Origin of the sequence: Flavivirga abyssicola, assembly GCF_030540775.2 — a bacterium.
GTDB lineage: Bacteria > Bacteroidota > Bacteroidia > Flavobacteriales > Flavobacteriaceae > Flavivirga > Flavivirga abyssicola.
Map to the genome: position 1 here is coordinate 653,338 of NZ_CP141266.1, position 14,948 is coordinate 668,285.

At 32.9% G+C, this 14,948-nt stretch carries 12 protein-coding genes and 1 pseudogene; 8 read left to right on the forward strand and 5 right to left on the reverse strand.

What is annotated here, in order from left to right:
* Positions 1 to 224: 224 nt before the first annotated feature.
* The 3 genes from Q4Q34_RS02485 (at position 225) to msrA (ending at position 3,104) form a co-directional block, all read left to right on the forward strand.
* Positions 225 to 1,319 (forward strand): Nif3-like dinuclear metal center hexameric protein, encoded by a 1,095-nt coding sequence (locus Q4Q34_RS02485; RefSeq protein ID WP_303317123.1) that lies wholly within the window; start codon positions 225 to 227, stop codon positions 1,317 to 1,319.
* Between the two features lie 3 nt (positions 1,320 to 1,322).
* Positions 1,323 to 2,102 (forward strand): zinc ribbon domain-containing protein, encoded by a 780-nt coding sequence (locus tag Q4Q34_RS02490; RefSeq protein ID WP_303317122.1) that lies wholly within the window; start codon positions 1,323 to 1,325, stop codon positions 2,100 to 2,102.
* Positions 2,103 to 2,444: 342 nt separating this feature from the next.
* Positions 2,445 to 3,104 carry a peptide-methionine (S)-S-oxide reductase MsrA gene (msrA, locus tag Q4Q34_RS02495; protein ID WP_303317121.1) on the forward strand — a complete coding sequence of 220 codons (660 nt, stop codon included), beginning with the start codon at positions 2,445 to 2,447 and terminating at the stop codon, positions 3,102 to 3,104.
* Positions 3,105 to 3,126: 22 nt separating this feature from the next.
* On the opposite strand, the gene Q4Q34_RS02500 is transcribed toward msrA, so the two are convergent.
* Positions 3,127 to 5,442: a T9SS type A sorting domain-containing protein gene (locus Q4Q34_RS02500; RefSeq protein ID WP_303317120.1), complete on the reverse strand. Its 2,316-nt coding sequence runs from the start codon at positions 5,440 to 5,442 to the stop codon at positions 3,127 to 3,129.
* Between the two features lie 326 nt (positions 5,443 to 5,768).
* Here Q4Q34_RS02500 and Q4Q34_RS02505 point away from each other — a divergent pair, with 326 nt between their 5' ends.
* Positions 5,769 to 6,281, forward strand: coding sequence for a DUF6985 domain-containing protein (locus Q4Q34_RS02505; protein ID WP_303317119.1), 513 nt, complete (start codon positions 5,769 to 5,771; stop codon positions 6,279 to 6,281).
* A gap of 90 nt (positions 6,282 to 6,371) precedes the next feature.
* Here the strand turns inward: Q4Q34_RS02505 and Q4Q34_RS02510 are convergent.
* Positions 6,372 to 7,950 (reverse strand): annotated as a pseudogene (locus tag Q4Q34_RS02510) (IS1182 family transposase).
* A gap of 203 nt (positions 7,951 to 8,153) precedes the next feature.
* On the reverse strand, positions 8,154 to 8,954 hold the full coding sequence (locus Q4Q34_RS02520; protein ID WP_303317116.1) for a class I SAM-dependent methyltransferase: 801 nt from the start codon (positions 8,952 to 8,954) through the stop codon (positions 8,154 to 8,156).
* 70 nt (positions 8,955 to 9,024) lie between these two features.
* Between Q4Q34_RS02520 and Q4Q34_RS02525 the strand changes: the two genes are divergently transcribed.
* Positions 9,025 to 9,699, forward strand: coding sequence for a hypothetical protein (locus Q4Q34_RS02525; protein ID WP_303317115.1), 675 nt, complete (start codon positions 9,025 to 9,027; stop codon positions 9,697 to 9,699).
* Positions 9,700 to 9,860: 161 nt separating this feature from the next.
* Here the strand turns inward: Q4Q34_RS02525 and Q4Q34_RS02530 are convergent, their stop codons facing one another.
* Both Q4Q34_RS02530 and Q4Q34_RS02535 read right to left on the reverse strand, forming a co-directional pair.
* A complete protein-coding gene (locus Q4Q34_RS02530) occupies positions 9,861 to 10,280 on the reverse strand; it encodes a (4Fe-4S)-binding protein (protein WP_135876643.1) in 420 nt (139 codons plus the stop codon).
* Positions 10,281 to 10,346: 66 nt separating this feature from the next.
* Positions 10,347 to 11,117, reverse strand: a complete 771-nt coding sequence (locus tag Q4Q34_RS02535) for an IclR family transcriptional regulator (RefSeq protein WP_303317114.1) — start codon at positions 11,115 to 11,117, stop codon at positions 10,347 to 10,349.
* A gap of 149 nt (positions 11,118 to 11,266) precedes the next feature.
* Here Q4Q34_RS02535 and kynU point away from each other — a divergent pair, with 149 nt between their 5' ends.
* The 3 genes from kynU to Q4Q34_RS02550 all read left to right on the forward strand — a co-directional run bounded on the left by kynU (position 11,267) and on the right by Q4Q34_RS02550 (position 14,946).
* On the forward strand, positions 11,267 to 12,541 hold the full coding sequence (gene kynU, locus Q4Q34_RS02540) for a kynureninase (RefSeq protein ID WP_303317113.1): 1,275 nt from the start codon (positions 11,267 to 11,269) through the stop codon (positions 12,539 to 12,541).
* 540 nt (positions 12,542 to 13,081) lie between these two features.
* Positions 13,082 to 14,497, forward strand: coding sequence for an FAD-dependent oxidoreductase (locus Q4Q34_RS02545; RefSeq protein WP_303317112.1), 1,416 nt, complete (start codon positions 13,082 to 13,084; stop codon positions 14,495 to 14,497).
* A gap of 35 nt (positions 14,498 to 14,532) precedes the next feature.
* Complete coding sequence (locus Q4Q34_RS02550) at positions 14,533 to 14,946, forward strand: RidA family protein (RefSeq protein ID WP_303317111.1); 414 nt, start codon at positions 14,533 to 14,535, stop codon at positions 14,944 to 14,946.
* Positions 14,947 to 14,948 lie beyond the last annotated feature (2 nt).

A 14,948-nucleotide genomic window follows, 5' to 3' on the forward strand; every position in this document is an offset into this window, starting at 1 on the left:
CGAATGTAATTATTTTATCTTTGAAATAAAAAATTTCTTGAAACCGACTGTCCCTGAGATAACCCAAAGTGTATTTCTCTAGTTTCGTTTTGGTCTCTCGAAATTTTGTATTTTGCCTCACCCTGAACTGCTTTTTTTAGCAGTCCTGACCTCTCCAAAAAGAGAGGTAAATTAGGAAACCCCGACCTAAGATCGGAGAATTTTTAGATTTAAACATAAATACTATGATTGTTCAAGACGTTATTAACCACTTAGAAACATTAACACCTCTAGCCTATGCTGAAGGTTTTGACAATGTGGGCCTTTTAGTTGGTAATAAAAATGAAAAAATAACAGGTGTTCTTGTTACATTAGACACACTCGAAACCGTTGTCGATGAGGCCATAGAAAAAAACTGTAACCTCATAGTTAGTTTTCACCCTATAATCTTTAAAGGCTTAAAAAAGTTAACGGGAAAAAATTATGTTGAACGTGTTGTTATAAAAGCTATTAAGCACGACATAGCTATTTACGCCATGCACACAGCCTTAGATAATGCTATCAATGGTGTTAATGATATGATTTGTAATAAATTGGATTTAACCAACAGACGCATTTTAATTCCGCAATCAGAAACAATAAAAAAATTAACAACCTACGTGCCAAAAAATGAAGCGGAACAATTAAGAACTGCTTTATTCAATGCTGGAGCTGGAAGCATTGGTAATTATAATAATTGCAGCTTTAACGTAGAAGGCTATGGTACTTATAATGGCAACGAAAACTCCAATCCAACACTAGGAGAAAAAGGAAAAACACATACCGAAGCTGAAACTAAAATTACGGTTACATATTCAAAACATTTAGAATCAAAAATTATCAAAACACTTTTTGATTCCCATAGTTATGAAGAAGTTGCTTATGAAATAACGACACTTGAAAACAAAAACCAAAGCATAGGGATGGGGATGATTGGCGAACTAAAAGAACCTATGAATGAATCTAATTTTTTAAACCATTTAAAAACTAAAATGAACACGGAATGTATCAGGCATTCTTCATTTTTAAATAGACCAATAAAAAAGGTTGCGGTTTTAGGAGGGTCTGGAAGTTTTGCAATTGGTGCAGCCAAAGCATCTGGTGCTGATGCTTTTATATCTTCAGATTTAAAATATCACGACTTTTTTACAGCAGAAAACAGTATTCTTTTGGCTGATATTGGGCATTATGAAAGCGAACAGTTCACAAAAAATCTTTTAGTAGCAAATCTTACAAAAAAAATCACTAATTTTGCAGTCGTTTTATCAAAGACAAATACCAATCCTGTTAAGTATTTTTAAAGTATGGCTAAAAAGAAAGAAGTAACTGTAGAAGAGCGCTTAAGAGCTTTATACGATTTACAACTAATCGATTCTCGTATAGATGAAATCAGAAATGTTCGCGGAGAACTTCCTTTAGAAGTTCGTGATTTAGAAGATGAAGTTGCTGGACTAAACATAAGATTAGAAAAACTTGTAGCAAGTTTAGAAGTAATCGATAATGATATTACTTCAAAGAAAAATCTTATTGAAGAGTCTAAAGCTTTAATAAAGAAGTACAGCGAACAACAAAAAAATGTTAGAAATAACAGAGAATACAATTCTTTAACCAAAGAAGTTGAATTTCAAGAATTAGAAATCCAACTAGCTGAAAAGCATATTAAAGAATTCAAGACTCAAATTGAGCAGAAAAAAGAAGTTATAACTGAAACAAAAGGTCGTTTAAAAGAACGTGAAACGCATTTAAAGCATAAAAAAGGTGAGTTAGATGCTATTTTAGCTGAAACTGAAAAAGAAGAACAAGCTTTAATAGAAAAATCTGAAGCTTACAAAACTCAGATAGAAGAACGTTTAGTAGCTGCTTATAACAGAATTCGTGTAAATGTAAAGAATGGTTTAGCTGTTGTTCCGATTGAAAGAGGTGCTTCAGGAGGGTCTTTCTTTACAATACCACCACAAGTACAAGTAGAGATTGCTTCTCGTAAAAAAGTGATTACTGATGAACACAGTGGTAGAATTTTGGTAGATGCCGCTTTAGCAGAAGAACAAAAAGCAAAAATGGAAAAAATGTTCTCGAAACTTTAATCCATTTTTAAAAATATATTTTAAAGCCTTCATTTTTATGAAGGCTTTTTCATTATAAAAATATCTGAAAAACTCAATTTTATATCATTACATAGGAGTGTCAGTCTGAGCGCAGTCGAAGACAAACGACTACTACAATCTGTTTAATTTTAAGTTCAATTCAAAAGATTCTCACGTCGCACTTTTGGTGCTCCTCAGAAAGACAAACTAATTTAACTTTTTAGTGGTTTTTATTGCAAAAATTTTTCAACCCATTTTTAAGGTTTTATGTTTTTATTCGTCTACTATGAAGTAAAAGCTAATAAGATTTCCTTCTTCAAGGAAATAAAAAGTATATTCTCAATGAAAAAGATATTACCATTATTCATAATAGCTATTTTATTTAGCTGTCAAAATACGGCACAAGTTAATTCAAAACAACAAGCCGTTATTAATGCAGAACCTATTGAAGTTCCCTTAAAAGAAGGGAAAGCCCGTGCTTATTTTGCTAGTGGTTGTTTTTGGTGTGTAGAGGCCATTTACGAAAGTGTAAAAGGTGTTGAAGAATCTATTTCTGGATATTCTGGCGGACATACTAAAAATCCAACCTACGCAGCAAGTAACACAGGAAAAACAGGACATGCAGAAGCTGTTGAGATTATTTATGATCCTAACGTCGTGAGTTTCGAAACGTTAGTTGATGTCTATTTTGCGTCACAAAATGTAACACAGGTAAACGGTCAAGGCAATGACAGAGGGTCTCAATATCGCTCCATTATTTTTTATCAGAATGAAACACAAAAACAAATTATTTTAAAGAAAAAAGAGGCCTTAGCTAAAAAATTAGGTATTAAAATCGCTGCTGAAGTCTACCCATTTCAAAAATTCTGGGTTGCCGAAGATTATCATCAAAACTACGAAAGACTGCACCCTAATAATAGTTATATAAGAAATGTTTCCATACCAAGACTAAATAGGTTTAAAAGCAAATTCCCTAAAGAACTATTAAAAGACACACATTAAATTTCTCAAAAATAAGAGCACTTTATTGTATTAATATTTTTTTAAAATAAACCGTGTTATCATCCTTGATTTTAAGGATATGAATTCCTGTTTTAAGATTTAGTCTGTTAATATTTAACGGTTGATGATTTATGTTGTCAATTATTTTAGCCCCAGTTAAACTATACATTGAAAACACAGCATTTTTTCCAACTCCAAATACTGAAATTTTACCGTTAGCTGTAGAAACAATAGGTTTTACACTAAGTGAACTATCGTCACCCAGCAATGTAAAGTTAACAGCCCCTGCTGTTTGATGGTCAACTTCAACAGTAAAAATTTTAGTAGTAGAATTCCAGTTTGAAGTAATCGCACTTATTTCATCACTTTGAATAACTGGCTTAACATTACATTTAAAATTCATTTTAGTAGGATATGTTGGCAAATTGTATCTACCACCGACTAAATTATCTGGATTCTTCACATAAGCATTGCATTGAAAAAATAAAGTTTTTTTATCAGGTCTGGTTCGTCCAACTATATAACTCATCAAATCTATATCCCCAGAAAGGGATTCAATACCAGCAAAATTAAGGTCTAAATTATAACTTTGTTTGATATCATGATTCTCTATCGTATTAAAAACAAAAAATGAGTTATCAATTTTTTTAGCATAGGCTTCGTTAGTAGATTCTGGGTAATAAATATTAAGTTTACTATTTACCTCACTTGGAGTGTTTAAATCTGAAACCTTAACGACTTCTAACGTTTTCCCATTTACCAATGGAGCACTAACGGATGGTTTTGGTAAAAATGGAATTCCAGATGGATAACGATCTGTATTGGGTATCATTTCAAGATAAGCCGCTTGAATAATATCACCTGCAGTGTTGTTCACCACCTCATTATAACCTGTAATATTAGATATACCATAGGTGTTACGTAAAAAATCACCCCAAATATTCCCCACTCTATACGTTAAAGGTTCAGTATCATTAAGATTATCAGAAGTATATTCGGTATCTACAATAATATTAAAATTGTCTGTAATGGCCTTTTCCTTAGGAATAATATTTTCCTCTACAACAGCTTTAATAAATGGTAAAAGATATCTGTAAAAATGGTCGTTAGGCTCACCTGTTTGCCAATGTCCTTGTAGATTAGGTTCTAATCCAAAAACAGTAGATCCATAAGTGATCCCATAAATATATTGCTTTATATTTTGAATGTAAGGGAATAGTTTTTGCCCCCCATTTGGATCATGGCTACCAGATAACCAATCTTTAAGAGCAAGTGAATTTACTTGTCCGAATTTTTCCCAACACCACATATCACTCCAAATACCAATGTCGTTTGCCATACCCGCTAATTTCATACCCTGAATAGAACTGACGCATGTGTATGCGCCCCAAGGATCTGTTGTTTTAAAAAGCGGTATAAAATATTCCTTATAATTTTCATTTATAAATAAATCATAAAACTGATAATTAAATAATTGCCATTTATTCCATTTCCAGTTCATGTCTGCTAAAAGAAAATGCTTACCATATTTTTTACAGAGTTCCAGCGTTCCATAAATTAGAGAATTATCTTCCTCAAATCGGTTATAATAATAGTTCATTTCAGTTGTTGATGCACCCACACAATTAGGAAGCTCTCTAAAAATCTTTTCCATTTCGCCTAGTGATGCAATTCTCCCCAGTCTGGAATTCACACCTGAATCAAAGAAAAATTTATACCCAGCATCGTTAAAAAGTTTGGAGTACTCATATAATGATCTGTCGTTAGGAAGAAAATCAAAAGAATGTCCTATATCTATAACAATAATATCTTTTAAAGCATCAGGAACAATTTTAGCTAATCTAGCCTCAGGATTTGGATAATCAAATGGTCTGCTTCGTAACCTTACATGAAAAAGAGGTTTTTCTGGACTAATTATTCTTTGGGGAAGTTTACTAGTCTTAAGGTTATTAACAGTTAATTTTCGGGTTTCGCTAAAAACAGTTCCATTATTAGCAGATATTCTCCAATACCAAACACCAGAATCTAGCACAAATTTCTTTAAAGGATTTAGTTTACCCTGTAATGTTAAAAAGTACACAATATTTTTATCGTCCTTGGTCTCTCCTTTATTATTTTCGACAGGCACATGAGTCATTACAGTACCTGAAAAATCTATGTTTCTACTAACATGAAGTACAAAAGGACCATCAACGGTTATTTTAGCTTTAAACGATACAGCGATATCTGTTAACTCTTCATTATCATCAGGAAACAGAAGTGTTATGTCTTGACTAAATACGATATTACTAAATAAAAGAAGCCCAAAGAAATAAATGATTTTAGACACTGTTTTCATATTAGATTGGGGTTTTTAATCATTCACACAAATGATTATATTTAACTAAGCAATGATAAATATTCCTCTTTTAGCCGTAGACAACAAATCACCCAATCTTTTATTCATATGTTTTTTATGAAGAATTCACCTTGATTAAATAGGTTTAAAGCTAAATTCCCAAAAAGAACTATTAAAAGATGATGATAGTCATTAAATAGTTTTTACTCAAACTTGACTTTGTAAAATTTTTCAGCTAACTTCGTTTAACAACCGATAAAGTTCATTGAAACGGAACTTTATCTTTGCATTGTAGCTAATTTAAGACAACCCTCGAAATTCAAAGTATGACCAAATCAGAAATTATAAAAAATGCCGAATTAATTACGGGAGATTATATAAAATACTTGAAATTCAAAAAATACAACTCAACTTTTAAAACTAATATTATTTATCAAATAATGTTTGCAAAATATAATGAAGAAGGATATGAATTGACTGAGGAAATTTTTCAATCCTTAAACTTTTTCTTGAATTTTGACAGAGAAAAAATCGAATGGATAAAAAAGTTGAGTTTTGAGCATTATGAATCCTGCATAACTCATACTGATTATGGAACTCCTATAGAGTTACTTGAGAAACACAATAATGACTATAAAAACGCAAACAAAGATTTATTTAAAATATACAATCCAGATGAATCATTTGAAAAATCAAATCTTGAATTTGTAGACATTATAGAACAAGAAAATGATAATAGAATTGATATTTGTTTAATTTTAAACTTTTCGGTTCCTTGGGAATCTGAACACGGAATGAAAATTGGGTTTAATAATACTGAATTTATAGAAGTTGAATAAAAACTAGCTACAACAATGGTAATCGTTGCACAAGCCAATAAATCACAAAAAACAGACTTTTATAACTGCCTTTTAAGGCAGTTTCTTTTTTTAGATTGCTTTATAATCAGCTATTTTAAGGTTCCTTAAAAACAACTTTTCGAGCTTATACACAGTATTTTTTACTAAAAATAATAAAGCAAGCATTCCTGCTCCACTTTTCACTCTTTTTTGGGTGAATTTCAGATACTTTTTCAGGTTATAAGCAATGGCTGATAGGTGCATTACTTTGTTTGCCTGTTTTATTCCCAAGGTATTTATTTTTCGAAGCCCAAGAAACTGGGTAAGCGTTCCAAATACAGGTTCTACCGTACTTTGTCGTTTGCTTTTCATGTAACCTCCCCTGGCACTGTTTACTCGCACGTTATTACCTTCATACTCTTCACGATAAAAGGTCACCGTAAATTTCTTCTCCTGAGCAGATTTACCTAAACATTGCGATCGTATTGGACAATCGACACAAACATGTTTCAATGCTCTATATTCCTTCTTCTTGGTATTATTCTTTTTCTCAAAAAACACCTTTTTAAAAGGGATAATTTTTCCTTGTGAACAGGTATAATGATCCTTCTCTTTATGATACTCGAACCCTTCAGGTCCGCCTTTGTAAGTGCCATGAGGCGCAATATAACTCCGTAACCCCTTTGTTTCTAAAAAAGCATAGTTCTCACTACTACTATAGCCTGTATCTGCTATACAGTTATGCCATATCAAGCCCTGTTTATGCAAACGTTTTTCTAAACGGTTACAGATATCGGGTAAATACTGACTGTCTTTTCCATATGCATGATATGCCTTTATATCTGTAATTACATGGTGAGCAGTGTCTACACTTAATTGACTCATATAATTAAGCTTTATTGCCTTGTCTGGTTTTACGCTTATTCGTGCATCGGGATCCGTAGGACTATAATGGGTTTTGTTTGATGTATGTTTAGAGCCTTTATTGCCTGCGCCTGGACGCTGGTCTTGGTCTTTACGCCATTTTTTGTTTCTGCTTTTTATGGCTTGCAACCCACTTTCGCTAGCACTTATTTCTTGTTGTGATTTAGAAGCTTTATTCAATTTTGATTGTCGTATAGGAACTCTTTCTTTATCCATAGTACTAATATGACGGAGACGATGTAAGTGCTTCTCTAAATCTTCCTTGGGTACTTTCAGTTCTAAAGTATCCATAGAAGCATTCGCCTTTATGGGGGCGGAATCTATAGCTTGCGCATGACCGCTTACCATTCCTTTATCTACACACATAACAAGTACTCTAGTAAAAACGTCTTCAAATACGCGTTCTGGATACAACTGCCGCGTTCCCAATAGTGGAATGCCAGGGCAGCTCCTCGTCTATATCATAGCCTAAAATATACAGGATATCCAAGCTCATACTACTATGCTCTATCAATTGTCTATCTCTAATGATGTTTTCCAAATAACCCACCAAACACAACTTAAAGAAAACCACGGGATCGATACTCTTTTGTCCGCTTGATCCATAATATGGCTTGGTTATTGGATATAAAAAGTCCAAATCTAGAACTTCTTTTAATCTTCTATAAAAGTTGTGATCAGGAACACGCTCGCTCAACTGGAATTGAGAAAATAATTTCTCTTGATAATCTTTCTTCCCTTGCATAACTAAAGATAATAATTTTATCAATATATTAGTCTTGTGCAACAAGCACAATGGCTATAAATAATTGCTTGGTCAGTTCTTACTCGGAAAATCCTTCGGATTTCCCTCTGGTTCGAGAATGTTTGCTAAATTAGTGACTTAACCACGCAACTTCCATAGCCGAGACCGTTAAACGAACATCCTTCTTGCAAAATATTTACGACCTATAATTTAACAGCTTTAATAGTAAAAATTAAAGGATACAATTTATCCTTTTTTACATACATTCCCGATTCTGTTTTCTCCAAGTCTGGCAACACATCATAAGGACTTTCATCATATTCCTTTAAAAACTCAACATGCAAACCTGCTTCCGTTAAAGCAGAAATAACCTCGCCCAAACCATGATTCCATCCATACTCTCTACTCACCATCTTTGATGCTTCATCTGCATAAGTCCCTTCATACTCTTCATAAATCACATCTTCTTGCATATAACCGTATTTCATAACTGGAGTATCTCCTAGATAATCGAACATCCAGACAATGGGGTGAAATTCAGCCATAAAAAATGTACCTCCCTGCTTTAAGCGCTCAGCAATCATTTGCCCCCAAGGTTTTAAATCGGGCAACCAACCTATTACACCATAGCTAGTAAAAACGATATCAAATGTATCTTTTATAAAATCAGATGTATCTAAAACATTACAACAAACAAATTTCGCATCTAAGTTTAATTCCGCGTTTAAACGCTGAGCCAACGCCACACCTTCATCGCTTAAATCAACTCCTGTGCATTTAGCTCCTAACCTACTCCAACTTAATGTGTCCTGTCCAAAATGGCATTGTAAATGCAAAAGAGATTTTCCTTTTACATCTCCTAAAGCTTCTAATTCATAAGACATTAAAGAAGACTTCCCTTTTTTGAAATCCTCTAAATGATACATCTTACTTTGAGCATGTACTTTCACTTTATCATTCCAAGTCGCTTTATTTATATTAAAATAAATATCGTTAGTTTCCATTGTAAAAATTTAATTCTTCAAGATAAAACATCTTGTTGAATGTTCTATATCTTTACTAAAAATTTCGATTATGAAAAAATTCATCTTTATAGCTCTCATCTTTTCAGTAAGTCTTTCATGCAAACAAAAACAAGAAAAAGTAGCGGACATTAAACCGCTAACTATTGCCGAAAAAATAGCGAATGCACATGGTTTTGAAAACTGGAAACACGTGACTAGTATTCATTTTACGTTTAATGTAGACAAAGACAGCATTCATTTTGAAAGAACTTGGGCATGGAATACTAAAACGAGTGATGTTTTAGCCATAAACAAAAAAGATACGATTAGCTATAACAGGGCTAAAATTGATTCAACATTAACCAAAGTCGATAGCGGCTTTATAAATGACAAATACTGGTTATTAGTGCCTTTTCAATTAGTTTGGGATACAGGCTTAAACATTTCTGAACCTATAAAAGAAATAGCTCCGATTAGTAAAACAGAAATGAACAAAATCACTTTAACGTATTCCGAAAAAGGTGGTTATACTCCTGGCGATGCTTATGATATTTATTATGGAAGTGATTATTTAATTAAAGAATGGATTTTTAGAGAAGGTAATTCTAATGAACCATCCATGATTACAACTTTTGAAAACTATAAAGATTTTAACGGTATTAAGATTGCTTTAGATCACAAAAAAGCAGATACAAACTGGAACCTTAACTTCACTAATATAAAAATTGAACTTGATCAAGACTAATTCCTATATCACACCAAGTTTAAAATATTTTTTTTAATTCTTGTGTAATGTAAACATCTAAGATGCGACCAAAGACGTATATAAAGTATAAAAAAGAATTTTCCGCATTTGCGCCTATATATATTAAAGCGTTTCAATCACTGGTTGAAGCGCTTTTTCTTTTAGCCCTTAAATTCATTAGTCACATGAGCGCCATCACAAAAAGGTTTATTTGCTGATGCTCCACACCTACAAAACGCTGTGGTTTTATTTTTTGTTTCTTGAGTACCATCCTTATGAGTCACCTTTAATGTACCGTAAACCAACAATGGACCATTCTCTAAAACCTCTACTTTTGTTTCTAATGTTTCTGTCGTTTTATCTTCTTCAGCATTCATATAATATCGCAATGCACCTGAAGGACATTGTTTTACTTGATCTATAATGGCATTGGTAGTGGCTGCATTTATTTTAACCCATGGACGTTCTCTTGGCTGAAAAACGTCTGGTAAGCCTTTAGCACAAATCGCTGAGTGTATACATTTTTCAGCTTCCCAAACCACTGTAGTCTCCCCGTTTGAATATTCTTTTATTTTTCCCATAATTCATATTTTTACTAAAGATACAAAAAACAGACATGACAAATAGTTGTGATTTCTTATTGGAATTTAGCTATAATCACGTATGTGAGCCTCAATGTCTAAAGCCCCTTTCTTTATTATAGACAAATAAGACACTATATTTTCAGACTTAAATCTACTTGATGGCCCTGAAACACTAACCCCAGCAACGACTTCTTTATTTTTATTAAACACTGGTATAGCGATACAAATAAGCCCTAATTCAAGCTCTTCCATATCTAATGCATAGCCTTTTGTTTTTATCTGTTCAAGCTCGGTCAATAAATCTTTTGAAGTAATTAACGTATTCGAAGTAAACGCTTTTAAGTTTACATTTTTCAAATAATCTGATATCATATTTGCAGACGAAAAAGCCAACAACACTTTCCCTAAAGCTGTACAATAGGCTTGTTGATATGATCCTATTTGTGTACTCACTTTTAACCCTAGTTCACTTTCTGCTTTATTTAAATACAATACCTGGTTATTTTTCAATACTCCAAAATGTACTGTCTCTTTAATGTCTTTAGCAATGTTCTCTAAAGGAATTCTAGAAAAAGTACGTAATGATTTATATACTGACACTAAATTTCCTAATTCGAATAATTTAAGCCCTAAAATATATTTATCATCATCATTCTTTTGTACAATATCCAAAGACTCTAAAGTACTTAATAAGCGATAGGTCGTTGTTTTATTATAACCTGTTTTTTTTGCTAATTCTCGCACACCCCATGCCTCTTTACCATTTAAATATACTTCTAAAAGCTTAAATGCTTTTATAACAGATAAATTCAATTCTTTGTTAACCTTTTCCATATAAGCCCATTAATTAAAATTTCTTTTGTTAAGGGAGACAAAATAATTTTGTTATTCAAAAATAAGTATTAATTTTGAAACAGTGTTTCGTATTATGAAACATTTTTCATTGGCATAGTCATAATCAACATTAAACTATAGGTTTTTAAATGCATAAAGCAACTTTAGATTACGCAAAGCAACAAGATGAGTTTGATGAACTTTCTATTTACCGCCATCAATTTCATATCCCAACAGATAAACATGGGAATGAACTGATTTATATGACCGGGAACTCACTTGGGCTTCAACCTAAACACACTAAAGCATATATAAATCAAGAACTGGAAGATTGGGCTAATTTAGGTGTAGAAGGTCACACCGAGGCTAAAAACCCTTGGCTACCATATCATGAGTTTTTAACTGAAAGCATGGCAAACGTAGTCGGTGCAAAACCTATTGAAGTTGTTACTATGAATACGTTAACTGCTAACCTTCATTTTATGATGGTATCTTTCTATAAACCAACAAAAACACGTTATAAAATAATTATTGAAAGTGATGCTTTTCCATCAGACAAATATGCCGTAGAGTCACAATTACGACATCATGGTTTCGATGACAAAGCTGATTTAATTCTATGGAAACCAAGAAAAAATGAAGACCTGTTACATTATGAAGATTTAGAAGCTATTCTGGAAAAGCATGGCAGTGAGGTAGCTCTAGTAATGATTGGTGGTGTCAATTATTATACAGGTCAGTATTTTAATTTAAAGCGCATCACAGAACTTGGCCACAAACATGGCGCTATGGTTGGATTTGATTGTGCTCATGGTGCTGGAAATGTAGAGCTTAATCTACATGATTCCGGAGCAGATTTTGCTGTTTGGTGCACTTATAAATATCTAAATTCTGGCCCAGGAAGTTTAGCTGGTTGTTTTGTGCATGAAAGGCATGCATACAACAAAGACTTAAATCGTTTTACAGGTTGGTGGAGCCATAATAAACAAACTCGTTTTAACATGCGGCATGAATTTGATGTACTACCGGGAGCCGAAGGGTGGCAACTTAGCAATCCCCCTATATTATCAATGGCAGCTATAAAGGCTTCTTTAGACATTTTTAATAAAATTGGTATCAAGAAATTAACAGAGAAATCTAAAAAACTAACGGGTTATTTTGAGTTTTTACTAAAACAATTAGGAGAAGATACTATTAAGATAATAACGCCTGAGAATCCAGAAGAACGTGGTTGCCAATTATCTATACAAGTTTTAAATGCCAACAAAGCATTACATCATAAATTAACAGCAGCAGGTGTAATAAGTGATTGGAGAGAACCCGATGTAATTCGTTGCGCACCTACGCCTCTTTATAATTCATTTCAGGATGTTTACTATATGGTTGATAAATTGAAAGACATGTTAAAAAGTGAAATTGAGTAAACCTTGTCTAAAAAGCAAAAAATATTAATGATAAAAAAAGTGTCCGAATATAATTTTTCAGAGCCGTTATTATCGTCAGACACATCATTTTTAGGCATTCTATTTTTTTTGAAACGTAAAAAATTTAATTATTTAATAATTACAAAAGCGAGAATATTATACATTGAACTCCTTTAGACTTTTTGGATTTAAGCGAAAATTAGAAGTTTTTGCCTCTGTTGAAGACTTTTTTGAGTTGCATAGCAGAGCTACGGAAGGAAAAAAAGACAAAAACAGAGCTGAAAACAGCAATTTTTTAGCTAATTGAAAAAAGTCTAAATGAGTTCATTATTAGAAATAAGGTTATAAAGAGTACATCTTATCATTATGACTTTAAAATTAGTTTTAATTCTAAGAAAAACAGGATTGAATTTTATAATAATAAACAAAAAAAAGAATATATTGACTTACATGATTTCAAGATTACCCTTAACGAAATTCAACAAATAAAAAGTGTATTAAACTAATCTAATGTAGTGCCCAAAAGGTGGGAATGAAAATATGAAAAAACAACAGAATATACTCATTATAGGTGCTGGATTATGTGGTTCTCTTTTAGCTTTGCGTTTAGGCCAGAGAGGCTACAATGTATCGGTGTACGAAATGCGTCCAGACTTACGTAAGGTAGATATTAGTGCTGGTCGATCTATAAATTTGGCATTTTCAAATCGTGGTAATAAAGCCATGAGACTGGTTGGTATAGAAGATAAAGTAAAAACACTTTGCATTCCTATGAATGGACGTATGATTCATGATAAGGAAGGTAACACGTTTTTATCAAATTATAGCGGTCGTGACCATGAATACATAAACTCCATTTCTCGTGGCGGACTCAACGCATTGCTTTTAGACGAAGCTGAAAAGCACGAAAATGTTTCCATTTATTTCAATAAAAAATGTAAATCGGTTGATTTTAAAAAAACAACCGCATTATTTAAAGATTACGAAACAAAATCAGAGTTCATAGAAGATGCCGATGCTATCATCGCAACAGATGGCGCAGGTTCTGCAATGCGTAAAAGTTACTATTTAGCCAAAAAATTCCTATTTAGTTTTTCTCAAGATTACTTAACACACGGTTACAAAGAATTAAGCATACTACCAACTCAAACTGGTGATTATAAAACTTATAAAAATGCATTGCACATATGGCCTCGTGGTTCTTTTATGCTTATTGCGTTACCAAATTTGGATGGTAGTTTTACAGTCACTTTATTTTTAAGTTATGGTGACGGCACATACAATTTCAATAATTTAACAACTCCTGAAATCGTTTCGGAGTTCTTTCAAAAAGAATTTCCCGATGCTTTAGAACTCATGCCTAATCTTGTTGAAGATTTCTTTAATAACCCAACGGCACCGTTAGGCACAGTAAAATGTTCGCCTTGGCATTATAAGGGGAATACCTTATTAATGGGAGACTCAGCACATGCTATTGTACCATTTTACGGTCAAGGCATGAATGCGTCTTTTGAAGATGTTGTTGAATTTGATGCTGTATTAGATCAGAATTTAGAAAACTGGGAAGCTGTATTCAAGGCTTATGAATCTACCCGTAAAAAAGACACCGATGCTATTGCAGATTTGGCAATAGATAACTTTCATGAAATGAAAGATCATGTAGCCAATCCTATATTTCAGGAAAAGCGTAAATTAGAAATGGCTTTAGAGCAAAACTTTCCAGATGAGTATTCATCAAAGTATTCTTTGGTTACCTTTAATGAAAGGATTGGTTACCATGAAGCCATGACAAGAGGTCGCGCACAAGACAAGGCCATTTTAAACATGATAGCAAATAAGGACATCTCGGCTGTACTCAATATGACAAAAAATGAATTAAAGCAGGCCTTAAAAAAAGTTCAACAAGAAACCAATGATATTCTTGAAGATGATAGAATTGCTGGATTAAAACAATAATTATGAGATTCCTGCCTACGCAGGAATAAAAAAATATGGAAGAAACAAACAACGTAACGCCAAGAGGTGCTTACCCACACACTAAACGTGTGGGCGACTTTATATTTGTATCTGGAACAAGCTCACGTAGACCTGATAATACTATTGCTGGAGTAGATATTATCGACGACATGGGAACAAAACGTTTAAACATCGAAGTACAGACTCGTGAGGTTTTACAAAATATAGAAAAAAATTTAGCTAAAGAAGGAGCTTCTTTAAAGGATATTGTTGATGTCACATCATTTTTAGTAAACATGAATGATTTTGCTGGTTACAATAAAGCTTATGCTGAATTCTTTGACACAGAAACCGGACCAACACGAACTACTGTTGCCGTGCACCAATTACCACATCCTGATTTGGTTGTGGAGATTAAAGTTGTGGCTTATAAAAAGCTGGAGAATTAGTT

Coding starts and splice junctions, on each gene's coding strand:
- Q4Q34_RS02535 (WP_303317114.1), bottom strand. CDS start 11,117: ATGGAAAAGGTTAACAAAGAATTGAATTTATCTGTTATAAAAGCATTT.
- Q4Q34_RS02525 (WP_303317115.1), top strand. CDS start 9,025: ATGAAAAAATTCATCTTTATAGCTCTCATCTTTTCAGTAAGTCTTTCA.
- Q4Q34_RS02505 (WP_303317119.1), top strand. CDS start 5,769: ATGACCAAATCAGAAATTATAAAAAATGCCGAATTAATTACGGGAGAT.
- Q4Q34_RS02520 (WP_303317116.1), bottom strand. CDS start 8,954: ATGGAAACTAACGATATTTATTTTAATATAAATAAAGCGACTTGGAAT.
- Q4Q34_RS02485 (WP_303317123.1), top strand. CDS start 225: ATGATTGTTCAAGACGTTATTAACCACTTAGAAACATTAACACCTCTA.
- Q4Q34_RS02530 (WP_135876643.1), bottom strand. CDS start 10,280: ATGGGAAAAATAAAAGAATATTCAAACGGGGAGACTACAGTGGTTTGG.
- Q4Q34_RS02545 (WP_303317112.1), top strand. CDS start 13,082: ATGAAAAAACAACAGAATATACTCATTATAGGTGCTGGATTATGTGGT.
- Q4Q34_RS02490 (WP_303317122.1), top strand. CDS start 1,323: ATGGCTAAAAAGAAAGAAGTAACTGTAGAAGAGCGCTTAAGAGCTTTA.
- msrA (WP_303317121.1), top strand. CDS start 2,445: ATGAAAAAGATATTACCATTATTCATAATAGCTATTTTATTTAGCTGT.
- Q4Q34_RS02500 (WP_303317120.1), bottom strand. CDS start 5,442: ATGAAAACAGTGTCTAAAATCATTTATTTCTTTGGGCTTCTTTTATTT.
- Q4Q34_RS02550 (WP_303317111.1), top strand. CDS start 14,533: ATGGAAGAAACAAACAACGTAACGCCAAGAGGTGCTTACCCACACACT.
- kynU (WP_303317113.1), top strand. CDS start 11,267: ATGCATAAAGCAACTTTAGATTACGCAAAGCAACAAGATGAGTTTGAT.